Below are 23,989 nucleotides of genomic sequence, written 5' to 3'. Positions count from 1 at the left end.
CCATCAGCCCCGAGGAACGCCAGCCGACGTGTGGCCATCGCCACCGCTTCGGTGGCGGCCCTGGGACTGGCCATCGCCGCCGGCTATGGCCTGTGGCATCGAGTGACCCCGTTCGAGGCGACCGACAACGCCTATGTGCGCGGCGACCTGACCTTCGTGGCCGCCAAGGTCCCAGGCTATGTCGTCGAGGTCGCCACCGAGAACAATCGCCGGGTCGCGCCGGGCCAGGTCCTGGCGCGCATCGATCCGCGCGACTACCAGGCGGCGGTCGCCGACGCCGAGGCCGGGCTGGCGCAACAGAAGGCCGGCGCCGCGCAGATCGAGGCCCAGGTCCAGCTACAACAGGCCCAGATCCTGGTCGCGGACGCGGCGGTGGCCGCCGCCAAGGCCCAGGCCCGCCGCGCTGGGGCCGACTTCGCCCGCGCCAAGGACCTCGTCGGCGACGGCGCGGTCAGTCGCTCGGTCTACGACCAGGCCGTGGCCGAGGATGTTCGCGGCCAGTCGACCCTGGCCCAATCCCTGGCCCAGGGCGCCTATGCCCGGCGTCAACTGCAGGTCCTGGACGCGCAGCGCCAGGCGAACCTGGCGGCCCAGCTGAGCGCGCAGGCCAAGCTCTTCAAGGCGCGCAATGACCTGTCCAGCACGGTGATCACCGCGCCGCGCGAGGGCCTGGTGGCCGCCCGCAACATCCGGCTCGGCGAATATGTCGGCGTCGGGACGCGCCTGATGGCGGTCGCCCCGACTAAGGCGTTGTGGATCGAGGCCAATCTGCGCGAGACCCAGTTGTCGCGCATCCGCGCCGGCGACCGCGTGCAGATCCGCGTCGACGCGGCCAGCGACCAGACCTTCTGCGGCACGGTCGAGAGCCTGTCGGCCGCGTCCGGCTCGGAGTTCTCGGTGATCCCGCCCGATAATGCGACGGGCAACTTCACCAAGATCGTCCGGCGCTTCCCGGTGCGGATCCTGTTCGACGCCGGCCAGCCGGGCCTTGATCGCTTGGGATCGGGCATGTCGGTCGAGCCCCGGATCGCCATTGGCTCACATGCCGGCCGTGCCTCGGGCTTGTCGGCTCTGTTCGGCGGCTTCCGCTGCGCGGGAGGCGACCATGCGTAGCGCCATCGCCCTCTCACTGGTCGGCGCGCTGCTGGCCTCGGCCTGCGCTGCGCCCGATCTCGGCCCTAAGCCGGTGGTTAAGGTCGTGACTGAACAGAGGGTGTTCGCCGGCCCGTTCGCCGAGTGGCCGACTGAAACCTGGTGGACCCGATATGGCGACCCCCAGCTGGCCGCACTGATCGAAACAGGGCTACGGGACGCACCGACGATCGCGCTCGCGGAGGCTCGACTACGACGCGCCTCTGCCTTGGCCGGGCAGGCGAGGGCGGCGCAGCTGCCAACGGTCTCGACCGCAGGCGGGCTGAGCGAGGCCAAGCCCAGCTACAATACAGGGGTGCCCACGCCGCCCGCGCTGCACGGCTGGAACGACAGCGCCCGGGCGGGCCTCGACTTCAGCTACGAACTCGATCTGTGGGGCAAGAACCGTGCGGCCGTGGCGGCGGCGACGTCGGAAGCGGCTGCTGCCAGCGCCGACACGGCCGCCGCTCGGCTGATCGTCTCGACGTCGATCGCGGCGGCCTATGCCGATCTGGCGCGGCTGTTCGCCGACCGTGACGCCCTGGCCGCCACCTTGTCGGTGCGCGAACAGACCCTCGACCTCGTCCGCCGCCGGACGGCCCGGGGCTACGACTCCGACGCCGAGCTGCGGCAGGCGGAGGTCGGGCCGCCGCTGGCGCGCGCCGAGCTGGAGGCGACCGACGAGCAGATCGCCCTGACCCGCCTGCGGCTAGCGGCGCTGACGGGGCAGGCGCCCGATCGCGCCGCGACGATCGAACGCCCCGAAGTCTCACAGCTGCACGGACTGGGCTTACCGAGCGACCTGCCGTCGGCGCTGATCGCGCGCCGTCCGGACCTGGTGGCGGCCCGCTGGCGCGCCGAGGCCGCGTCTGAGCGGATCGACGTCGCGCACGCGGCCTTCTATCCGAACGTCAATCTCGTGGGCCTGATCGGCGTGCAGTCGCTGGGCGTCAGCCGTCTCGCCGATGCGGGCTCCGATCTCGGCTCGGCCGGCGTCGTGCTGGGCCTGCCGATCTTCGACGGCGGTCGCCGTAAGGTCGGTTTCAAGGTGGCGCGCGCCGACTACGACGCCGCCGTCGCCGCCTATGACGCCACGCTGAACCTGGCGCTGGAGGAGGTCGCCGACGCCGTCACCTCGCAACGCGCGCTGGATCGCCGGCTGGCCGAAACCCTCCAGGCCCAGGACGCGGCGACCCGCGCCTGGACCTTGGCCAAGCGCCGCTATACGGCCGGCGCGACCGACTTCACGGCGGTGCTGGTCGCCGAGGATCGGATGCTGGCCACGCAACGCGCCGTCGCGACGTTGCAGGCGCGCCGGTTCATCCTCGATCTGGCGCTGGTCCGCGCGCTGGGCGGCGGTTGGCGGGAGGAGGGCGCGTGACCTATCGCAGGCTGACCCGCGACGAACTGCCGGTCGACACCGTCGCGCTGGCCCGCTTCCTGATCGGCAAGGTGGTCGTGCGCGAGACGTCGAAGGCCTTCACCAGCGGCCGCATCGTCGAGACCGAGGCCTATGTCGTGGGCGACGCGGCCGGCCACGCGTTTCGCGGCGCGACGCCACGCACCCGCTCGCTCTTCCGCGAGCCCGGCCATGCCTATGTCTATCTGGCCTATGGCGTGTCGTGGATGCTGAACGTCTCCAGTGAGCCCGAAGGGATTGGGGCGGGCGTCCTAATCCGGGCCCTGGAGCCGCTCGACGGCATCGAGATCATGCAGCAGAACCGCGGGACCAGGATCCCGCAGAAGCTGACGCGAGGCCCTGGGCGTCTGGCCGAAGCGTTGCGGATCGAAGGCTGGGCCGACGGTCTCGACCTCTGTGAGCCAGGACCTCTTTGGATCGGTCACGCCGACCGCGAACCTGGCCCGATCGGCGAGAGCGTCAGGATCGGCCTCTCGGCGCACCAGGATCCCGAGCGGGTCCTGCGGTTCTACGAACAGGGAAACCGGTTCGTCAGTGGGGCTGAAGGCCGCCAAGGTGGAAACGACGGGCGAGCCGAGGAGGCCCGCCCGTCGCTCAGGGTTAGAAGCGCTTGCGGACCTGGAAGCCAGCCGTGCGCGGGTTGATGCTGACGACCTGCTTGGCGTTGTTGACCGCCGAGGTCACGCTCATCAGGCCAACTTCGTCGGTGACGTTGTTGACGAAGAGATAAGCGCCCCAGTCGGCGCCTTCGACGCCGGCGCGGAGGTTGGCGTAGCCGTAGTCGCCCTGCTTCTCGTAGTAGACATAGGTCGGACGGAACTGCGAGGCGGACTGGCCGACATAGGCGTAGTCGGCGCGCAGCAGGCCGTTCAGGTCGCCCTTCAGCGGCCAGGTGTATTCGACCGCGGCCGAGCCGCTGTACTTAGCCACGTTCGGGAACTCGTCGCCGCGCAGGCCGGTCGAGCCGGTGATCAGGATGGTCGAGTTGGCTTGGTCTTCCGTCAGCTTGGCGTCGACGATGGCGGCGGTGCCGCTGATCGTCAGGCCGGTGATCGGACGCGCCGTGGCCTCGATCTCGAAGCCCTTGATCTTGGCCTTGCCGGCGTTGGTCAGATAGCTGAAGGCGCCGTTGGCGCTGGTCGCCGAGATCTGCATGTTCGACCAGTCGATCTGGTAGATGGCCGCGTTCAGGGTCAGGCGACGGTCGAACCACTGGCTCTTGATGCCCCCTTCGTAGTTCCAGAGGCTGTCGGGCGCGTAGCCCAGCAGCGCGCTGGCCAGACCCGGCACGTTGTTGGCGCCGCCCGGGCGGAAGCCCTTGGCCGCCACCGCGTAGAGCATGACGTCGGAGGTGACCTGGTAGGAGGCGTTCAGCTTGCTGACCCAGCCGTCGGCGCCGGCGTCGACCTGGGCGGGCGGACCGACGTAGGACTGGGTGATGAAGTTGCTGATCAGGACCTGGCCCGAGACCGTCTTGTCGTACTTGAAGCGGCGCAGGCCGCCGGTCAGGGTCAGCTTGTCGACCGGCTTCCACGAGACTTCACCGAAGAAGGCGGTCTGCTTGGTGTCGGTGCCGACGTGGCGCCAGGCGGTCAGGTCGTTGGGGTTGATGACGCCCGTGGTCGCATCGCCCTTGGCCACCTTGCTCTCGATGTAGTCTTCACGCTTTTCGAGATAGACGCCGGCCGTCCAGTCGACCTTGTCGTCGAACAGCGAGCCGGTCATGCGCAGCTCGTGGTTCCACGAGGTCAGGCCCATCGGCTGGTAGAGCGCGCCCGGGGTGCGGCTGTCGGCATAGGCGGTGTAGGCCGTCAGCTGCGTGGCCGTACAGGCCGGGTTCGTCGCGCCGGTGGCGGCCGGGCCGCCGGCGACCCAGTTGCGGCACGAGGTGGCGTTGGCGCGGCTGCCGGACAGGGTGGGGCTGTAGTCGGAGTTCCGCAGCAGCGTCCACTTGTAATAGGACGAGGTCGCCGTGACGGTGGCGAAGCTCAGGTCCCATTTGCCCGTGACGTTGTACATCCGCAGATTGTCGCTGGTCGGGGCGATGACGCGGGCGTTGGTCGAATAGGTGTCCTTGCCCAGCGCCGGATACCAGCTGTTTTGACCGTCCAGGGTGGTCTTCTGGTACAGGCCCGAAGCGTTGATCGTCAGGGTGTCGGTGGGCGTGAAGCCCAGCATCAGGCGACCGCCGCTGGAGTGCTGGTCGTTGATGTCCTTCTTGTTCAGCAGGACGTCGTCGACATAGCCGCCGCCTTCGGTCTTGTAGAGCACCAGGCGCGCGGCCAGCTTGTCCTCGATCAGGGGCACGTTGACCATGCCCTTCACCGAATAGCCGTTGCTGCCGCCCTTGGTGGAGGTGCCCTGGGCCTCGACGGCGCCGGCGTAGCGGCTGGCGTCGGGCTTGTTGAGGATCACGCGCAGGGTGCCGCCCATCGAGCCCGAGCCGTACAGCGTGCCTTGCGGACCGCGCAGGACCTCGACGCGCTCGGCGTCGAACAGGTTGACGTCGGCGCTGGTCGAGCTGGCGTCGGCGGTGGTGCCGGCGGGGCCGGTCAGCGGGGTTTCGTCGTAGTAGAGGCCGACGGTGGCTTCACCGGCGCTGCGCACGCCGCGTAGGGTCAGGCGACGGCTGGTCGGCGAGTTGCCGTCGACCTGCAGGTTCGGGACCGTACGGAAATAGTCCTGGATGCCTTGTGCGCCCAGCGCCTGCAGCGACTTCTCGGTGACCGCGCTGACGCTGATCGGGGTGGTCTGGACGGTGGTGGAGCGCTTCAGCGCCGTGACGACCACTTCCTCGATCTGGGCGGTGTCGGACGCCTGCTGGGCGAAAGCCTGGCCCGCCACCAGGCTGGTCAGCGCGCTGGCGCTCAGGGCCAGGGCGCGAAGGCCGCGAAACTGCATCATTGTTGATCCCCATTTGACGGCGCGCTCGACGGCGGCCTGTAGGATCAGACGCAAGGTCGAAGGGCTTCCTCACCTGGCGTATGCGAAAAAGGCGACGCTGCGTTAAAAGCGTCGTTCAATGCCCAACCGGAGGGTGCGCGGCGCCGCGCCGAAGTACTCGACCGGCCCCGAGGTATTGCGTGCGGCGTTGGCGCGGCCGGCCCGGTCCAGCAGGTTGTCGACCGACAGATCGAGGGTCCAGTCGGGATGCTCCAAGCTGAAACTGGCGCCAAAGACGGCATAGCCGCCCATCTTCAGATAGTCGCTGTTGCCCGCGTTGAACGCCGACCGCGCCGTGCCCGCATAGGAGCCTTCGAGCCGAAGCCGGCCCGTCAGATCGCTGGACAGGATCCAGCGGCGTTGCATCGAGGCAGAGGCGGTCTTGCGGGGCACGGTGGGCAGGCGGTCGCCTTCCAGGCCCAGGCCGATCGCGGTGTTGGTCAGCTGGTTGGCGGTCAGCCGCGCGTCGGTCAAGGTCAGGGCGCCCGTCAGGTCCCAGCCCAGCACGCGTTGGGCAGCGGCCTCGAGCTCCAGCCCATGGATGCGTGCGGCCCCGACATTGGTGACGTAGTTGAAGGCGCGGTTCTGGGTCTGGGCGGCGTACTGCATGTCCCGCCAGGCGATGTGATAGAGCGCCACATTGGCCGTGAAGCGCCGGTCGGCGCTCTGGGCTTTGAGGCCAAGCTCGTAGTTGTTCAGGCGATCCGAGCGATAGACCGCCAGGCCTTGCGGCAGGCCAGGCACGACATTGACGCCGCCGGGGCGGAAGCCCTGCGAGACCTGGGCGTAACCGAACAGGCCCGGAGAGAACTGGTGGCTGGCCAGGGCCTTCAGGCTCCAGCCCCGCTCCTGCGTCCGCGCGTCGATCGCGTAGTCGGCCCAGGTTCCGGAAATGACATTGGCGATCTGCACCGCGCCCCGGTCACGCTTGACGTAGTCGAAGCGTCGCGCGCCGAAGGTCAGCTCGGTCTCGGGCGCGATGGCGTAGGAGACCTCGCCGAAGACCGCGCTCTGGGAGAGGTGGTTCTCGATGTCGCGGCGGCCGATCAGCGCCGGCGGTTCGGTCAGGGCGCCGGTCAGGGGATCGACGTGCCGGACCTGGCTATCGATGGAGTCGCCCCGCACCTCGCGATAGGCGCCTAGCGTCCAGGTCAGCGGGCCATCGCCGACGGACGAGGCCCGGATCTCGTGGATCTGCGCGGTCAACTCGGCCGGCTGGTTGAGGATCGCCGGATAGACGCTGTCGACATAGGCCGAGTAGCTGGCCATCTGCGTGGCGTCGCAGGTCATGGCGAACATCCGCAGACAGCCGGCCGCGTTGGTCCGCTCGCCGATCAGCACGCCGCTGTAGTCGGAGCGGCGGGTCAGCCGCCAGCGGTACCAGGACGACACCGCCGTGACGTCCACGGCGTCGCCGCGCCATTTCAGGGTCGCCGCCGCCAGATCGATATCGCCGTCGAAGGGCGCGCGGGCGGCGTGGACGGTGCGCCACGGGCCGGCGGTGTCGTTCCAGGCCGAGATGTCGTCGCGATGGCTGGCCTGGTGCGTGGCCGACACCAGGGCCGAGAACCGTGGTCCCGGCGACCATAGCGTCGCCAGCCGCACGCCTCGCACGCGCGAGGCGTCGATGTCGTTCAGGCCCAGACGGACATTGTCGATCACGCCGGGCTGTCGCTGGTCGTAGGCCGTCAGGCGCACGGCCAGGGTCTCGGGGATGATGACGGCGTTCAGCGCGGCGTTCGCTCCGCCGCCTTGCCCGCCATGGGCGGCGGAGGACAGCGAAGCGCCGATCGAGGCCCCGTCGTCCGAAAGGTCCGGACGCTTGAACAGGATGCGCAGCGCTCCGCCCATCGCGCCGGAGCCGTAGAGCGTGCCCTGCGGTCCCCGCAGAAGCTCGATGCGGTCGACGTCGACCAGGGCCAGTTCCGGCGCCATCACCCCGGGATCGGCGGTGGTGCCGACCGGCCCGGTCATCGGCGTCTCGTCATAATATAGCCCGGTCGTCGCTTCGCCGGCGCCGTAGACGCCGCGCAGCACCAGGCGTCGGCCAAAGGCGGTGGAGACCAGTTTCAGGCCCGGCAGCAGCGGCGCGGCCTTTTCCAGGTCGAGGACGCCCAGGCGCGACACCTGCTCGCCGGAGACCACGGTCATGCTGATCGGCGTCTGCTGGATCAGGCTGGAACGCTTCAGCGCCGTGACGACCACCGAGTCGATCGCAACGGGCGGCGAGGGCGGAGCAGGGGGCGCGTCCGGCGTGTCGGCCTCGACGGGCTTCGCGGCGGGTACGATCAGGAAGCTGCGGCCTTCCAGGCGGACGGCCAGCCCCGATCCTGACAGCAGGCGCTGCAGCGCCGCCTCGGCCGTGAACACGCCGTTCAGGCCGGAACTGCGCTTGCCCTGGGTCAAGGCGGTGGAGAACAGGATCTCGCGATCGCTGCGCAAGGCCAGCTGGTTCAGCGCCTGGCTAAGGGGCTGGGCGGCGATGTCGAAGCGGTAGGTCGAGTCCGGACGTCGAGCGCTCTCGGCCGCCGCCACCGGCGACGCAGTCACGGCCGTGGCGCAGAGCAGGGCCATGACGGCGCCGCGCCTCACGGACGCTTCCGAGCCTCTGGACCTGGGCAACAACGAATCCCGACCTCCCCAACGGCCTGGACATCACGCCGTCGAAGGCGCGCACCATGCCGCATTTCGCCGGGCGGCCATGCTTCGCAGCGCGCCCTGACGCCCTAAGATCGCGTGTTGCATAGGCAATAGGCAACAGGCCACGGGTTGCGTCGCGGTTCCTTCACCCCGATTGCGTCCCTTGACACAGGGGGGAACGCAATTTCACCTGAGTGTCATGTTGGGGCCGACACAGTGATATGGGGCGCTAAGCCTTCCAAGCTTCCCGAGCAGGTCGCCGACCTGTCGGACTGCGGCGCGCGCTTCACGCCGGCGCTGCGGGCGTTCTTTTCCCGTCGGGCCAACGCCAACGACGTCGAGGACCTGGTGCAGGAGGTTCTCCTCCGCATCCAGAAGCGTCAGCCTGGCGCTGTCGTGACCAATGTCGAGGGCTATCTCTTCGAGGTCGCGGCCAATGTCCTGATCGATCGCGGACGTCGCGACCGCACCCGCCGACGGTCCGATCACTGCGAACTGCAAGAAATTCATCACCCCGTTGATGATATGTCGCCCGAGCGCGTCTTACAGGGACGTGAGAAAATGGCGCGCGCCATGGCGGCTCTCAACGAGCTACCAGAACGCACGCGTCAGGTTTTCATCCTCGTGCGCTTCGAGGAGATGAGCTACAAGCGCGTCGCCCAGCGCCTGGGGGTCTCCGTCAGCGCTGTCGAGAAACATGTGATGAAGGCGCTGCGTCATCTGCACGCGCGTCTGCGAGACCAGGATGACGTCGACCACGTCGGGCAAAGAGATACACGACGACCCGGATAGCGCCGCCTCCCTTTGGTTCGCGCGACTGCAAGGTGATGACGTGTCCCCGCGCATGCGGCGGGAGTTCGAGCGCTGGCTGAAGGCCGACGCGCGCAATGCCATGGCCTGGGACGACCTCAACGGCACCTGGAACAGCTTTTCCGACATCGAAAGCGATCCGGGCTTCGCCGCCCTGCGCGCCTATGCCCTGAACGCCGGCGATACGCGCCCGCGCCTGAACCGCCGAACCCTGGGCCTGGCGGCCGCCGGACTGGTCGCCGCCTTCGGCGGGGCCGTGGTCGGCAAGCGCTGGCTGGGCGGTGACGCCGCGCCAGCCTCGCCTCCCGAGGAGCCGGTGTTCAGCACCGCCGTCGGCGAAAGCTCGACCTTCCGCCTCGCCGACAGCTCGGTCGTGACGCTCAGCACCGACTCCGCCGTGCGGGTGAACCACTGGGCCAAGGAGCGCCGCCTGACACTGCTGCGCGGCCAGGCCTTCTTCCAGGTCGCCAAGGACCCTTCGCGCCCGTTCGTGGTCGCGGCCGGCGACAAGCGCGTGACCGCCGTCGGTACGGCCTTCGACGTGCGCATGGAGCCGGGCAAGCTGTCGGTGACCCTGGTCGAGGGGCGCGTGCGCATCGCCGCCGATGAACCGAAGGGCGAACGCCGCGTCGAGATGTCGGCCGGCTCGCGCTTCGTGGCCGCCGAGCCCGCCGACTGGGCGATCTCGACCGTCGACACCGCCAAGGAATCCGCCTGGCTGAAGGGCCGGCTGGTGTTCGACGGCGAACCGCTGTCGGCCGTCATCGCCGAGATGAACCGCTTCTCCGAGCGCAAGCTGTCACTGTCCGATCCGGCGCTCGGGGCCACGCCGGTCAGTGGCGTCTTCAAGACCGGCCAGATCGATGCCTTCGTGGCCGCACTCAAGACCTATGGCTTGGCCGATGTCGGCCGCGCCGACGACAAGCAGGTCGAGTTGGTGCGCCCGCGCTCGATACGCGGCGCGGCCGAATAAAATTTCTGCACCCCAGGTGAGGGGCGGCGATCGCCCTACGTCGTACTAGGTGGGCGCCCGTTGGCGCCGACCTTCGCCACCGGGGAAACCGTTCCAATGAAGCTGTCCGCTCTGAAGCTCGCCCTCCTGTCCGCCAGCATGGCGACGGGCGTGCTCGCGACCCAGGCCCACGCCGCGCCGCTGACCGACGCCGCCCGCACCCAGATCCTCAAGGCCGTCGACGCCGACGCCCCGCAGATCCAGGACGCGGCCCTGAAGATCTGGGGCTTCGCCGAGGTAGGCTACCAGGAGGTCAAGAGTTCGGCCCTGCTGCAAGGCCAGCTGAAGGCCGCCGGCTTCGACGTGAAGGCCGGCGTCGCCGGTGAGCCGACCGCCTTCGTCGGCAGCTTCAAGAACGGCGCGGGTCCGGTCATCGCCATCCTGGCCGAGTTCGACGCCCTGCCGGGCCTGGCCCAGACGGCCGAGCCGACGAAGACCGGCATCCCCGGCCAGGTCGCCGGCCACGGCTGCGGCCACAACCTGTTCGGCGCCGCCTCGGTCGGCGCGGCCGTCGCCATCAAGGACTGGATGGTCAAGAACAACATCAAGGGCGAGCTGCGCGTGTTCGGCACCCCCGCCGAGGAAGGCGGCTCGGGCAAGGTCTATCTGGTCCGCGACGGCCTGTTCAACGACGTCGACGCCACGCTGCACTGGCACCCGGCCAACGAAAACTCGGCCGTCCAGGGCGTGTCGATGGCCAATATCAGCGGCAAGTTCCGCTTCCACGGCATCTCGGCCCACGCCGCCGGCGCGCCGGAGAAGGGCCGCTCGGCCCTGGACGGCGTCGAGGTCATGGACGTCGCCACCAACTTCCTGCGCGAGCACACCCCTGACAAGACCCGCATCCACTACGTGATCACCGCCGGCGGCACCGCCCCGAACGTCGTGCCCGACTTCGCCGAGGTCTATTACTACGTCCGCCATCCCGACCCAGCCGTGGTCAAGGACGTCTGGTCGCGGGTCGAGAACGCCGCCAAGGGCGCAGCCCTGGCCACCGGCACGACGGTCGACACCGAGATCACCGGCGGCGTCTACGCCCTGCTGCCCAACGACACCCTGGGCCGCGTCATGGACGCCAACCTGCGCAAGGTCGGCGGCATCACCTGGACGCCGGAAGAGATCGCCTTCGCCAAGAAGATCCAGACCAGCTTCCCCAGCGCGCCGTCGATCGACAGCGTCAAGACCATCGAGCCCTACAAGGTCGAGCTGGAAGGTGGCGGCGGTTCGACCGACGTGTCGGACATCAGCTGGGTCACCCCGACCGTCGGCCTGGGCACCGCCACCTTCGTGCCGGGCTCGGCCGGACACAGCTGGCAGAACGTGGCCGCCGCCGGCTCGTCGATCGGCGTCAAGGGCGCGGTCAACGCGGCCAAGACCCTGGCCCTGACGGGCGCGGACCTGTTCTCCAACCCGGACGTCGTCAAGAAGGCCAAGGCCGAACTCAACGAGCGTCGCGGTCCCAACTTCGCCTACAAGGCCATGCTGGGCGACCGTCCGCCGGCGCTGGACTACCGCAAGCCCGCCTCGGGCAAGGAATAACGATCGCGTCCTTCCCCGGCGATCGTCAGCGGCCGGCGCCATCCCCCCTGTGCGTCGGCCGCACCCTTTCTAAGCGTATTGGAGTTCCGCGTGGTCCAGACCATCACTGTCAGCCTTGAGCGTTTCGAAGCGCTCAAGGCCGCCTTGCCGGCGATCACGCGCGAGCACCTGACCGACGTCTACGGCATCAGCGAGACGACCTGGACCAAGCTGCGCAAGGGCGAGCCGGTCAAGCTCAAGACCTGGGAGCGGATCCAGGCCCGGCTGGCGCGATATATGTTGGCCGCGCCTACTGGTTCTTGAACTTGTCCCAGTGCTCGAAGTCGAAGGTCGGCTTCGGGCGCGTGGGGCGCACCTCGAACACCAGGGTGTCGCGCGACGCCTCGCCCTGGTCGCGGGTGATTGTGACCACCGCCGTGTGCATGCCCTCGGCCAGGGTCTTGGGCAGGTCGTAGCGCCAGATGTGCGGCGAATGGTCGGCGCGCGAGCCACGCGGCTGCGGCGGCATCGGCGGCAGGCGCTTCTGGCGGCCCTGGACATAGCCTTGGGTCTCCGGATCGCCCGAGCGGCTCTGGATCGCGGCGCGGGCCATGGTCAGCTGGCGCTGCAGGGCGAACGGATCCGACCAGGTCGAGCCGCTGTGGACCGCTTCACCCTTCATCTCCTGGGTTCGGATCATCGGGACCGGCGCGGCGCCATCGACGGCGACCATGACCTTGGTCGTCGAGTCGCCCATCCAGACGTCGGCGGTCAGCCAGCTCTGGCCGGCCAGGTCGGACGGGGTCAGCATCTTCACGTCTGGCAGGTCCTGGACGCTGAGCGGCGGCACGGGATCGCGCTTGTCCTCCGGCGCGTCGCGCCAGGCGAAGATCTTGTCGGCCCAGTCGCGGAAGGCCGGGGTGCTGACCGACAGCCACATGGCCCGGTCGCGCGGCAGGCCGCTGGCGCGGTAGTCGAGCGTGTAGTTCACGCCCTTCACGTCGAAGTCGACGTAGCCGCGCGGCGAGCCGTCGCCCTGGATGCTCATCGGCGTGCCGTCGATGTCGTAGTCGCCGCCCCACCAGTCGCCGGCCACGGCGCCGGCCACCAGGTGGCGGAAGGGGATGGTCGAGACGCCGACGTTCTCCTTCCAGCCGGCCATCGAGTCGCCGGGAGCCATGTTCTCCAGCGTGTGGCTGTGACCGGTCAGGGAGAGGGCCGGGCGGCCCTTCACCAGGGCGTAGAGCTCGTCGAGATTGGCCGTCTGGTGCGGCTGGGACTCGGAATTGTCGAAGCCGACGAACGGGATGTGGGCGGCGAACACCACCAGCTTCTTCGGATCGGTCGTCTTCAGGACGTTCTCGATGAAGGCCATCTGGTCGGGCAGCAGGCGACCGGCATAGGTCTTCCAGTACTGCTTGCAGAACGGCCGCTCGCGGGCCTCGCGCGGGTCCTCGCCGCAGGGGAACGAGACGTTGTCCAGCACGATGAACACCGCCTGGCCCATCTCGAACGCGTAGTTGTTGGGGCCATACAGCCGCCGCCAGGTGTCGGAGCTGTCGATGTCGTGGTCGGCGTCGTGGTCGTAGTCGTGATTGCCCTGCACCCACCACTGCGGGACGCCGATGGAGCCCATGACCTCGGCGGTGCGCGGGATCAGGTGCAGGTCGTCGCTGACGATGTCACCAAGAGCCAGCAGGCAGGCGGGCTTGCTCGGCGCGTTGACCAGCTCTCGGACCAGCGAGTCACGGACATAGCCGACCTCGATGTTCGACGCCGGCTGCACGTCGCCCAGGACCGCGCAGTCGAAGTTTTGACCGGGTTTTGTGGGAATGATCGGAAAGTTGATCGCCGACGGCAAAGGACCAGTCGGCGGCAGGCCGCCATAGCGCAGCGCCTTGGGCGTGCCGGCCGGCTTGTGCTGGTAGGCGAAGCGCGGGACCCAGCGCGTATCGGTGGGCACGCGCCAGCCGCTGGGCTGGATCACGAACACCGCCATGTCCGGACGGACGGGCAAGGCGTAGCGGCCAGCCTTGTCGGTCAGCACGACCTCGCGGCTGTTGGAGACCTTCACGCCCGCCACGCCGCGCTCGCCCGCGTCCAGGCGGCCGTTGTGGTTCGTATCGTCGAACACCACGCCGGCGATGGTTTTCTCGTCCGTCCGCGCGTCGCGGCGCACGTCGATGTCGGCGAAATAGGGCGCGGTTGGATCCGGTGCGGCGGCCAGGGCGGCGCTGGCGCAGCCGCCGAGGATCGTCGCGCACAGCAGGGCGATCGGCAGGGAAGTCTTGGTCACCATGGGCCTCTTCGCTGAAGACGCCCCTCTTTGACGGACGTCTGACACACCCCGATGAAGCCGTGCGCGCGGGTGGCGATTTAACCGCCGGCGGAGGGCTTCTGTGTGGGTTTCGCGGGTTTTGTGGTCAAAATGCTCACGAAGTGCAAGCCAATCTCCCGTGACATCAACATAAAATCAACAAATGTCACATCACATCCACAAACTACGCCTAGAGGAGACCGTGGCGAGGGGGCAGTGACCGGCAGGACGGGTCGCAACACTCGTCGGGCACAAATTTCTCTTGGGAGAGTCGGTCGTGAGTCATCAAACTCGAGCCAGGCGGCGCCTGAACGGCGTCATGGCGCTGCGGGCGCTGGCCCTGGTCAGCACCAGCATTACGGCGGTCGCGCTGATGACGGCGCCGGCCTTCGCCGAGGACTACACCAACGTCCAGGCCTCGGGCCGCGTGCAGTCGGCCGACGGCAAGCCGATCGCCGGCGCCACCGTGCTGCTGACCTCGGAAGCCCTGGGCGTGAAGCGCTCGGCGACCACCAACGGCAGCGGCGCCTATGTCGTCCCGCAACTGACGCCGGGCGCCTACGCCGTCTCGGTCAGCGCCGACGGCTTTGACGCCTATACCGAAGCTGGCGTGCTGATCAGCCGTTCGGGCGCGTCGAACCAGTTCACCCTGGCGCCGGTCGGCTCGGTCGAGGCCATCGTGGTCAAGGCTGGCCGCATGCGTACGCCGGACTTCGAGATCACCACCACCGGCGCGGCCATCGAGATCGGCGAATTGGCCGAGCGCGTGCCGGTCGGCCGCTCGCTGCGCGACATCGCTTTGATGTCGCCGGGCGTGGTCCAGGGCTCGTCCTCGGCCAACGGCAACTTCGCCAACCAGATCTCGATCTCGGGCGCCAGCTTCATCGAGAACGCCTTCTTCGTGAACGGCCTGAACATCACCAACTTCCGCATGGGCCTGCTGCCCGTGGAAGTGCCGTTCGACTTCTACAAGTCGGTGGAAGTGAAGACCGGCGGCTATCCGGCCGAGTTCGGCCGCTCGACCGGTGGCTTCGTCAACGCCATCACCAAGTCGGGCACCAACGTCTTCCACGGCGGCGTGACCGCGACCTGGGAGCCGGGCGACCTGCGCGACAGCGCGCCCAACACCTTCCGCAACAACTACCAGGACGCCACGGCCGAGCGCGAGGAGTGGGTGGCCGAACTGGGCGGGCCGATCATCAAGGATCGCCTGTTCTTCTACGGCCTCTACAACCAGCGCAAGCTGAAGACCTTCACGCCCCAGGCCACGGGCGGCAACGCCACGCGGATGAGCGACGACGCGCCGTTTTGGGGCGGCAAGCTGGACGGCTACCTGACCAGCAAGCAGCACCTGGAGTTCACCTATTTCGACACCACCAAGGACGTCCGCAATCGCAGCCTGAACTACAACCCGACCACCAAGACGGTCGGGGCCGAGACGGGCGGCACCAACCAGCGCGCCGGCGGTGAGAACTACATCGCGCGCTACACCGGCGCCTTCACGCCCTGGTTCACCCTGTCGGCGGCCTATGGCGTCAACAAGTTCCGCGATGGCCAGCTGCCGCTGGACATCACCCACGAGCAGGTCGTCGACTACCGGACCGACACCGCCGGCGTGAACATCGGCCTGAACAAGGTCACCGACGCCCAGTCGTTCAACGACGACAAGCGCACCTTCTATCGCGCCGACGCCGACTTCAACTTCGACCTGTTCGGCGCCCACCACCTGCGGGTCGGCTACGACCACGAAGAGAACACCGCCACCCAGTTCTTCGAGACGATCGGCCGCGGCGCGTTCAAGCTTTACCGCTCGACCGGCTCGGACCAGAGCAACCTGCCGGCCGGCGTCGAGTACGTGACGACCCGCGTCTATCGCAACAGCGGCAGCTTCGGCACCGTCAACCAGGCGTTCTACGCCCAGGATCAGTGGTCGCTGTTCAATGACCGCCTGCAGTTCGAGGCCGGCATCCGCAACGACCGCTTCGACAACCGCAACGCCGAGAACAAGACCTTCTACGATCCGGGCAATCAGTGGGCGCCGCGCCTGTCGATCTCCGGCGACCCCTTCGGCGACGGCAAGTCCAAGCTCTACGGCTTCTTCGGCCGCTACTATCTGCCGCTGCCCAGCGATCTTTCGCTGAAGTTCGCCGGCTCGCTGGTGACCTACACCCGCTACAACCGCCTGGACGGCGTCGGCGCCAACGGCGACCCGGCCATCGGCGCGGCGATCACTGGGGCCAACGGGGTCACCACCTGCCCGGACACCAAGATCTCCAACTGCCTGGTCTCGGCCTCGGGCCTGGTGGCCGATACCGCCGAATCCATAGCCCATAACCTGAAGCCGCAGTCGGCCGACGAGTATGTGCTGGGCTATGAGCGCCGCTTCGGCGACCTGATCAAGGTCGGCGCGTACTTCACGCACCGCGAGCTGAACAGCATCGTCGAGGACGTCGCCATCGACACCGGCGCGCGCGCCTATTGCGTGCGGGCCGGCTTCAGCGCCGCCCAGTGCCAGTCCAGCTTCGGCGGCGGCCGCCAGTGGGTGATCGTCAATCCGGGCGAGGATGTCACCATCCGCCTCAACAGCCTGCCGGACGGCTCCAAGCCGATCGTCACCCTGTCGGCCAAGGACCTGACCTATCCCAAGCCCAAGCGCGACTACAACGCCCTGACCGCCACCTTCGACCGGGCGTTCGACGGCAAGTGGTCGCTGTCGGGCTCCTACACCTGGGCCAGCCTGAAGGGTAACTACGAGGGCGGCGTGCGCTCGGAGAACGGCCAGACGGCGATCAACACCACCGCCGACTTCGACTCGCCGGGCTTCCTGAACGGCGCCGACGGCTACCTGCCCAACCACCGTCGCCACACCTTCAAGGCCTATGGCAGCTACCAGGTGAACAACTGGCTGACCCTGGGCGGCAACGGCCTGGTGCAGTCACCGCGGAAGTACAGCTGCATCGGCATCGTGCCCAAGTCGGTCGACGAGACCGCCTACGGCTACCAGGGCTATGGCTTCTACTGCCAGGGCAAGGTCGTCGATCGCGGCTCGGCCTTCGACGGCGACTGGGTCACCCAGTTCAACGCCAGCGCCGTGGTCACCCTGCCGACCCCGGGCGACCGCCTGGACGCCACCCTGCGCCTGGACGTGTTCAATCTGTTCAACGCCCACGCGGTGACCGCCTACCACGAGTTCGGCGATGTCGGCGGCAGCGGCGTGCGCGACACCCACTTCGGCCAGCCGGTCGAGTACCAGACCCCGCGCTATGCGCGGATCCAGCTGCGCGTCGCCTTCTAGGACGCGCCCGTCCCCGGCCGGCGCTGTTCCCCTGCCGGTCGGGGACGCCTTCATACCTCGGGACTCACGTCATAGTGTCGTAAGGCCCGCCAGAGACGGACAGAGAATGCTCAAACGCTACGATCGTCAGCGCGATATCCTGAACCTGCTCGAGCCCAGCCAGACGCGCGCCATCGCCGACATCGCCAAGGCGCTGTCGGTCTCGGAGGAGACGATCCGGCGCGAGCTGCGCGTGATGGAGGAGGCCGGGACGATCGTGCGCCTGCACGGCGCGGTCCGCCTGCCGCCCCAGGAGATCGAAGGCCCGTTCGACCTGCGCATGCAGAAGAACGTCGCCGGCAAGACCCGCATCGCCGAGGCGGTGGTCCGGTTCATCGCTGACGGCGACACCGTGTTCCTCGACAGCGGCTCGACCTCGTGCTTCGTGGCCAAGGCCCTGGGCGAGCATCGCCAGCTGAAGATCATCACCAACTCGCTGGCCGTGGCCCAGGCGATCCGCAAGGACCGGGGTCACACGCTGTTCCTGGCCGGCGGCGAGCTGAACGAGGCCTACCAGTCCTTCTCCGACCGCCACGCCCAGGACTTCCTGGCCGGCTTCCGGCCCAGCCTGTCGGTCCTGACCGTCGGCGCGGTGAACCTGGAGCACGGCCTGATGGACCATTCGCCCAGTGAAGCGATCATGAGCCGCATCGCCTATTCGACGGCCACACGCGTGCTGTTGGCCGTGGACCAAGGCAAGTTCGACCGCGTGGGCCTGGTCCACACCGCCTCGCTCAAGGACGTCGACGTCCTGATCACCGACGCGGCGCTGAGCCCCGCGTTCGAAGAGGCCTTCTCACATGCCGAGGTGGTGGTCGCTTAGAGCTTTGCGCGCCGGCCGTCCGAGGCCGCGCACGAGGTCGATGGCTCCGAGCCCGACGATGACGCTCAGGTGCATGAACAGCGTCGTCAGCGCGAGCGCCGCCATCAGCACGGCGACGGGAGCGTGCGCGCCCATCAGCAGCAGCATCAGATTGCCGACGATCAGGTCCTTGTTCGGCAGCAAGGGGATGCGGGAAACCAGGTAGCGGACCGCCATCAGCACCAGCCACACGCCGGGAGCGACATCCGGCAGGGCCATCTGCCAGACCAGCACGGTCAGGGCCGTGAAGACGACCAGGCGCAGGCCGTGAGCGGCGCTGACGAAGGCGAGCTGACCGGGCTTCAGCGAAAAGACCTGGCGTCCGAAGACCAGCAGGCCGACCGAGATCGCGATCGGGATCAGCCCTAGCCACAGCGCCGGCCCAAGTTGTCTGACGAGACCAAGGTCCCGGAGCTGCGTCGCGCTGACCGCGGCCAGGACCAGGGTCAGCAGGTTGCCCAGCAGCGCCGAGATGATGCTGGCGTCCTTGATGGCGCCGAACGGCGTGGCCACCGCGCCGGCCGCGCGCCGCGCCCACACATAGAGATAGGCTTGGCCGCTGTAGTTGAGGACGACCTCGTTGATCACGTTCTTGCGCAGCAGGGTCTCGAAGGCGCGCGAGGGCAGGTTCCAGAGCCGGTGGTAGACCGCGAAGTCGCAGATCGGCTGGGTCAGATATAGCGCGATCAGGACTGGCCAGACGCCAAGCGGCAGCTGGACGATCATCTTCAAGGCGTCCGAGGTCGCGCCGCCCAACTGGACCAGGATCGCGGCGACCAGGCCGATCGACACCGCGACGCCCAGCAGGTTCCACCACAAGGCGTTCTTCGCCTTCACGGGCGGCGCTTCGTCGGCGAGGGGATCGATGGGCTGCGTCACGCCGCGCGAGACCTCGCGACGCCGGCGACCGCTTGATAGTGGTCGAACAGTTCGGCGAAATGGTCGGTGTCGTGCCGGACCTTGAACGCCGCCTCCAGCGCGGCGGCCTTCAGCATGCTGGGGTCGCGCGCGAACAGTCGGCGGATGGCGGCGGCGGCCGCGTCGGTGTCGCCCGAGCGATAGATCTCCGAGCTCGCCGGCTGGGCCAGGTCGGCGAAACCGCCGCGATCCGGACCCACCAGGGGAAGGCCGCTGGCCATCGCTTCGGCCGGGAGCAGGCCGAAGGTCTCCGAATCGCAGCCGTGCACGAGGACGTCGGCGCTGGCCAGATGAGCGGCCAGCAGGGGCCGGTCGCGGATCGGCGGGATCACGTGGACGTTCGGTTTCCCGGCCGCCGCGCGCAGCACCCGGGCGCGGTCGATGCCGTCGCCGACCACCACTAGGCCGATCGGGATATCGGCGCTGGCCCTGGACGTGGCCTCGATCACCATCGGCCAGCGCTTTTCGGGGTGGAAACGCCCGACGGCCAGGGCCAGCTTGGCGTCGTCGGGACAGCCGCAGGCCTTGAGCAGGTCCGATCGCAAGCGCTCGTCCCGCAGGCGCGGAGAAAACGCGGCGCGATCGACGCCCAGCGGTATGCCCGCCACCGACGCCACACCGTGCTGCTCGAAGCGTTTGGCCAGCCATTGTCCGCCGGCGACGACGGACCCGAACCGTCCCGTCAGCTTACGGAGATAGTTCCAGAACCACTCGAACAGCTGGTCGATCCGCTCGGGGCTGGCGATGGGGGCCAGCCATCGTTGCGGATAGATCGCCACCGGGTCGGCATGCATGAACATGGCGCGCGGGGTTGTTGTCGGCCAACTAGCGACGATCCAGGCGCCGCGCCAGGGGGAGGAGGCCTCGACCAGGTCCGGCGACAGCGGATCAAGATGCCGGTGCACCGGGGCGGCGTCCCAGAACATGTAGTAGTTGGCGTCGAACGGCAGGCGAGGGGAGCGGACCCAGATCACGCCGCCCGCGCTGCGCGGCTCGAATCGATCCTCCGGCCCCGGCGCGATGACGAAAAACTCGTGGCCCAGCTGGGCCGCAGCCTCGAATTTGCGGTCGATATAGGTCCGTACGCCCCCACCGGTAGGCGAATAGAACTCGGCGACATCGACAATCCGCATCCGGCGGTTTCCCCCAAAAGACCCCGTCGTCACCGCTAAATCAGTACCATGACGGTGATGCGGCGCCCGCCTTCATAAAAACGACGGCGTGGCCTGCTGTAAGTCCCAATGCATGTCGCTTCGGGGGAAGCGCGATGCCCCGGTCGGGGGACCGGGGACCGCACGGGGAAGGACTGTCATGGATTTCAAGGCCTTGACCTCTGCTGATGGCGCGCGGCCACTGCGGATCGCCCTGTTTTCGGGCAATTACAACTACACTTTGGACGGCGCCAACAAGTCGCTGAATCGGCTGGTGGGCCATCTGCAGAGCACGATGGGCGCCCAAGTGCGGGTCTATTCGCCCACAGGACCGAATCCCGCGTTCGCGCCGATGGGCGAACTCGTCTCGGTTCCGTCGGTGAAGGTCCCGTTCCGCGGCGACTATCGCTTGGCGCTGGGTCTGCCCGGCGACGTGCGGCGGGACGTGGAGGCGTTCGCGCCGGACCTCGTCCACCTGTCCGCGCCGGACCTGCTGGGCGCGGCGGCGATGAAGCTCGGACGCAAGCTGAACGTCCCTGTGGTGGCCAGCCTGCACACCCTGTTCGACACCTATCTCGATTACTATGGCCTCGGCCGGCTGCGCCCGCTGGTCCGCAACCAGCTCTGGAAGTTCTACGGCGCGTGCGACTACGTCATGGCTCCGACCGAGGCTATCGGCGACGAGCTTCGGGGGCAGAACCTCTCCACCCGCGTCCGGACCTGGGCGCGGGGCGTGGACCCTGAACTCTTCAACCCCGGGCGACGCTGCGAGGCGTGGCGCGCGAGCCAGGGCTTCGCGCCGGACCGGCCGGTGATCGTGTTCCTGGGCCGGCTGGTCATGGAGAAGGGGCTGGGGGCGTTCGCCGAGACGATCGGACAGCTCGAAGCCGCGGGCCGTTCGCCCCAGGTGCTGGTGATCGGCGACGGTCCCGCCCGCGCATGGTTCGAGGAGCGACTGCCGAAGGCGGTGTTCGCCGGCTTCCTGTCCGGCGAAACGCTGGCCACGGCGATGGCCAGCGGCGACATCTTCCTCAATCCCAGCACCACCGAGACCTTCGGCAACGTCAATCTCGAGGCCATGGCCTCGGGCCTGGCCATGGTCTGCGCCGATGCGCCCAATACTCGCGCGTTGCTGCGCCATGGTCGCAATGGCCTGCTGTGCGCGGATCGACCGTCAGCCTATGCCGACGCTTTGTCGGGCCTGCTCGTCGATCGCGAGGAACGGCTACGCTTGGCCGCCGAGGCGCTGGAGCGCAGCGCCGCCTATCGCTGGACGGAAATCCTCGACGAGGTCGTGGAGATCTACGCCGAGGCTCTGGAACGGCGGCCGCTGGCGACCGGGCGCCTCGAACCCGTCGCGCAGGAGCCGCGTATCCGAATCCGGAGAAACGCCGGGATGGTCGAGCCCCAGCCGGCCGTCTCCTAGATGATCCTGTCCATCCTCGACCGATATCTGCTGCGGCGGACCCTGACGCCGATGACGGCTGTCCTGGTGAGCACGATGGTGGCGTTCCTAATGGAGCGCCTGATGCGGTCCTTCCACCTGCTGTCGCAGACGACCCAGGGCTTCAAGTTCCTTACCGAATTGCTGGTGAACCTGGTGCCGCACTATGTGGGGCTGACCTTGCCCGGCGGCTTCTTCATCGGCCTGTTCGTCGTCGTCAACGGCCTGAACCGCAGCTCCGAGATCGACGCGATCCTGGCCAGCGGCATGTCGCTGGGCCGCTTCGCCACGCCTTTCGTGGGACTCGGCGTGCTGCTGATGTTCCTGAGCGTGCTGCTGTTCGGCTTCATCCAGCCCTATAGCCGCTATGCCTATCACGCGGTGCTGCACGCGGCCGAGAACGCCGGCTGGAACGGCGACGTGCGGCCCAAGGCCCTGTTCTCCAGCGGCGCCGGCGTCTTCCTGACCGCCGATCGCGCCGACGCCAGCGGACGTCATCTGGAGCGCGTCTTCATTCGCCTGATCCAGCCCGACGGGCGCGAGGATATCCTGACGTCTGTCTCGGCGGTGGTGCACAAGGAGCCGGGCGACCGCAGCGTCTCGCTGGAGCTGAACGACGGCCGGCAGATCAGCACGACCCCGCAGGGACAGGTCTATGTCGCCGGTTTCTCGCGCTTCATGTTCGACCTGCCGCTGGCCCAGGCCGCCAAGCTCCTGCGCCTGCGCGGCGACGAGGTCAGCGAGCTGACACTGATCGAACTGGCGCAGCAGGGGTTTGGCCGCCCGTCGCCGGTCCTGCCTCGGCAAGCCCTGCTGGCCGAGCTCTATTCCCGCCTGTCCAGGGCGATGATCCTGCCGCTGCTGCCGCTGCTGGCCGTGCCGTTCGGGCTCAGCGCCAAGCGGGCGGGCTCGGGCTCGGCGGTGGTGACGGGAGGCCTGCTGCTGTTCGCTTTCGAGACCTCGATGATCCTGGGTCAGGCCACGGCCGTCCGGCTGACGGCGCTGGTGACCATCGGCCTGCCGGCGGCGCTGTTCGCGGCCGCCTGCATCGCCACCTTCATCGTCAGCCGTCGGCGTCCCGGCGAGAACCCGGTGAGCTGGCTGGCCGAGCACATCGCCGAGGTCTTCGCCGCGCTAGCCAAGGCCGTTCGCCGTAAGCGCGCTAACGCCTGAGCAAGCGATCGCTGCGCAACCACACTAGGCCGTTCAGGATCAGCAGCGCCGCGCCGACGCCGGGAATGAGCGTCATCAACGTCACGAGGGCGGGGCTGTCGGCCGCGCGGAAGTCCGTGGCGGCCAGCGCGGTGGCGATCAGCGCGCCGCCGATGGCCAGGCCGATCTTGTTGCTGGCGACGAACAGCCCGAAGGCGAGCCCGGTCCGGTCGGGCGCGTGACGCGCCACCGACTCGCTGAAGGCCGCCCACTGGATCATCCCGACGCCGCCGTTGCCGAGGCCGAAGCCCAGCGCCGCCAGGGCCGCGGCCGCCGGCCATCGCGCCCCGACCAGCCAGAAGGCGGCCAGGGACACGATCTGCAGCAGCGCCGTCCCGATCATCACCTGTGGAGGCCGGGCTCGCTCGCAGAGGTGAAGCCACACTGGCTGGCCGATCAGGATGCCGATCGCCATCAGGCTGAGGATGGCCGCGCCCCAACCGGCGGACCCGAGGACATAGGTGGCGAAATAGGGCTCGAGCTTGCTGAAGGCGGGCGTGAAGACGGTAGTGATCAACGCCAGGCCCATCAGCAGCCAGAAGACGGCGGGCGGTCGCCAGGGGCGACGAGGCTCGCTCGACGCCGTCGAGGGCGCCGTGATCGGCATGAGGCGCGCCAGGAGCGCGGCGCTGATGATGGCGATCGTCGCGAAGACAGCCGTGGTGGCCAGCAGCACCGCGGGTCCGCCGCCGCGTTCGCTGCTGGCCACCATCGGGCCCACGGCCGCCGCCACCGTCAGCGTCGCCAGGCCGCTGAAGAAAATCCGTGTCGAGGCCAGACGCAGGCGACTGGCCTCGTCGAACGTGGCCAGCGACATCAGCGCGTTCTGCGGGATGTCATAGAGGGCGAAGGTGATCCGGAAACCGATCCCGGCGACGATCGCATGGACATAGCGCAGGTTCGGCGGCGCCAGGGCGCCGGCGAACACGCTGGCCAGGGCGACCGAGCTGAGGATCGCGCCGACGAGCTGGAGACGGCCTGCGGCGCCGGGCGCGGCCAACCGGCGCCGCAGGCCAAGGCCCATGGCGACGTCGATCGCCGCGCTGACCAGGAACCCGACCGCCAGGACGCTGCCCATCTGGCTCGACGCCAGCCCGACCAGCTCGGTCAGGAAATAGGCGAACAGGATCTCGCTGGAGTACCAGAACAGGCTCTTGCCGAAGTGGGCGAGCCCGTAGAGCAGGGTGGGGCGCCATTCGCGGGCTTGGCCGAGCATGCGGTTGGCGCCTCCTGCGGGTCGTGGGCCCGTCCTGAGACCTCATCTAGCAAAAACTTGA

The 23,989-nt window shown here is 68.4% G+C and carries 17 protein-coding genes; 11 read left to right on the top strand and 6 right to left on the bottom strand.

The features are described from left to right. Nucleotides 1–30 precede the first annotated feature (30 nt). Genes AC07NI_RS07435 through AC07NI_RS07425 form a run of 3 tightly spaced genes read left to right on the top strand, consistent with a single transcriptional unit; the run spans nt 31 to nt 3,195 of the window. A complete protein-coding gene (locus AC07NI_RS07435; RefSeq protein ID WP_494617415.1) occupies nt 31–1,113 on the top strand; it encodes an HlyD family secretion protein in 1,083 nt (360 codons plus the stop codon). Further along, a complete protein-coding gene (locus AC07NI_RS07430) occupies nt 1,106–2,512 on the top strand; it encodes an efflux transporter outer membrane subunit (RefSeq protein WP_494617413.1) in 1,407 nt (468 codons plus the stop codon). The genes AC07NI_RS07435 and AC07NI_RS07430 overlap by 8 nt, the downstream gene beginning before the upstream one ends. Further along, on the top strand, nt 2,509–3,195 hold the full coding sequence (locus tag AC07NI_RS07425; protein WP_494617410.1) for a DNA-3-methyladenine glycosylase: 687 nt from the start codon (nt 2,509–2,511) through the stop codon (nt 3,193–3,195). The genes AC07NI_RS07430 and AC07NI_RS07425 overlap by 4 nt, the downstream gene beginning before the upstream one ends. On the opposite strand, the gene AC07NI_RS07420 is transcribed toward AC07NI_RS07425, so the two are convergent. Both AC07NI_RS07420 and AC07NI_RS07415 read right to left on the bottom strand, forming a co-directional pair. Continuing rightward, complete coding sequence (locus AC07NI_RS07420) at nt 3,152–5,455, bottom strand: TonB-dependent receptor (RefSeq protein ID WP_494617406.1); 2,304 nt, start codon at nt 5,453–5,455, stop codon at nt 3,152–3,154. The two genes, AC07NI_RS07425 and AC07NI_RS07420, sit on opposite strands and share 44 nt — an antisense overlap. Before the next feature lie 102 nt (nt 5,456–5,557). Beyond that, nucleotides 5,558–8,086 carry a TonB-dependent receptor gene (locus AC07NI_RS07415; protein ID WP_494617402.1) on the bottom strand — a complete coding sequence of 843 codons (2,529 nt, stop codon included), beginning with the start codon at nt 8,084–8,086 and terminating at the stop codon, nt 5,558–5,560. Nucleotides 8,087–8,350: 264 nt separating this feature from the next. Between AC07NI_RS07415 and AC07NI_RS07410 the strand changes: the two genes are divergently transcribed. From AC07NI_RS07410 to AC07NI_RS07395, 4 genes are all read left to right on the top strand, one after another. Next, a complete protein-coding gene (locus AC07NI_RS07410; RefSeq protein ID WP_494617399.1) occupies nt 8,351–8,926 on the top strand; it encodes an RNA polymerase sigma factor in 576 nt (191 codons plus the stop codon). Further along, nucleotides 8,880–9,917 carry a FecR family protein gene (locus AC07NI_RS07405; RefSeq protein ID WP_494617393.1) on the top strand — a complete coding sequence of 346 codons (1,038 nt, stop codon included), beginning with the start codon at nt 8,880–8,882 and terminating at the stop codon, nt 9,915–9,917. Before AC07NI_RS07410 ends, AC07NI_RS07405 begins: the two co-directional genes overlap by 47 nt. Nucleotides 9,918–10,013: 96 nt before the next feature. Beyond that, on the top strand, nt 10,014–11,495 hold the full coding sequence (locus AC07NI_RS07400) for an amidohydrolase (protein ID WP_494617386.1): 1,482 nt from the start codon (nt 10,014–10,016) through the stop codon (nt 11,493–11,495). A 90-nt stretch (nt 11,496–11,585) separates the two neighbouring features. Continuing rightward, nucleotides 11,586–11,798 (top strand): hypothetical protein, encoded by a 213-nt coding sequence (locus tag AC07NI_RS07395; protein WP_494617384.1) that lies wholly within the window; start codon nt 11,586–11,588, stop codon nt 11,796–11,798. Here the strand turns inward: AC07NI_RS07395 and AC07NI_RS07390 are convergent. Beyond that, nucleotides 11,785–13,773, bottom strand: a complete 1,989-nt coding sequence (locus AC07NI_RS07390) for a calcineurin-like phosphoesterase C-terminal domain-containing protein (protein WP_494617381.1) — start codon at nt 13,771–13,773, stop codon at nt 11,785–11,787. The genes AC07NI_RS07395 and AC07NI_RS07390 overlap by 14 nt on opposite strands. A 295-nt stretch (nt 13,774–14,068) precedes the next feature. Between AC07NI_RS07390 and AC07NI_RS07385 the strand changes: the two genes are divergently transcribed. Together AC07NI_RS07385 and AC07NI_RS07380 are read left to right on the top strand one after the other, a co-directional pair. Beyond that, nucleotides 14,069–17,086, top strand: a complete 3,018-nt coding sequence (locus AC07NI_RS07385; protein WP_494617379.1) for a TonB-dependent receptor — start codon at nt 14,069–14,071, stop codon at nt 17,084–17,086. A 106-nt stretch (nt 17,087–17,192) separates the two neighbouring features. Further along, nucleotides 17,193–17,948 carry a DeoR/GlpR family DNA-binding transcription regulator gene (locus AC07NI_RS07380; protein WP_494617377.1) on the top strand — a complete coding sequence of 252 codons (756 nt, stop codon included), beginning with the start codon at nt 17,193–17,195 and terminating at the stop codon, nt 17,946–17,948. On the opposite strand, the gene AC07NI_RS07375 is transcribed toward AC07NI_RS07380, so the two are convergent. After that, on the bottom strand, nt 17,922–18,866 hold the full coding sequence (locus AC07NI_RS07375; protein WP_494617375.1) for a hypothetical protein: 945 nt from the start codon (nt 18,864–18,866) through the stop codon (nt 17,922–17,924). The genes AC07NI_RS07380 and AC07NI_RS07375 overlap by 27 nt on opposite strands. Then, nucleotides 18,863–20,038: a glycosyltransferase family 4 protein gene (locus AC07NI_RS07370; RefSeq protein WP_494617373.1), complete on the bottom strand. Its 1,176-nt coding sequence runs from the start codon at nt 20,036–20,038 to the stop codon at nt 18,863–18,865. Before AC07NI_RS07370 ends, AC07NI_RS07375 begins: the two co-directional genes overlap by 4 nt. A gap of 193 nt (nt 20,039–20,231) precedes the next feature. Here AC07NI_RS07370 and AC07NI_RS07365 point away from each other — a divergent pair, with 193 nt between their 5' ends. Together AC07NI_RS07365 and AC07NI_RS07360 are read left to right on the top strand one after the other, a co-directional pair. After that, complete coding sequence (locus AC07NI_RS07365; protein WP_494617370.1) at nt 20,232–21,482, top strand: glycosyltransferase family 4 protein; 1,251 nt, start codon at nt 20,232–20,234, stop codon at nt 21,480–21,482. Further along, on the top strand, nt 21,483–22,673 hold the full coding sequence (locus tag AC07NI_RS07360) for an LptF/LptG family permease (RefSeq protein WP_494617368.1): 1,191 nt from the start codon (nt 21,483–21,485) through the stop codon (nt 22,671–22,673). On the opposite strand, the gene AC07NI_RS07355 is transcribed toward AC07NI_RS07360, so the two are convergent. Beyond that, a complete protein-coding gene (locus AC07NI_RS07355) occupies nt 22,663–23,928 on the bottom strand; it encodes an MFS transporter (protein ID WP_494617366.1) in 1,266 nt (421 codons plus the stop codon). The two genes, AC07NI_RS07360 and AC07NI_RS07355, sit on opposite strands and share 11 nt — an antisense overlap. Nucleotides 23,929–23,989 lie beyond the last annotated feature (61 nt).

This window comes from Caulobacter sp. GW821-FHT10E02, from assembly GCF_059415225.1.
The sequence above is the reverse complement of the archived record's forward strand: the minus strand, read 5'-3'. Positions and strand labels throughout refer to the sequence as shown.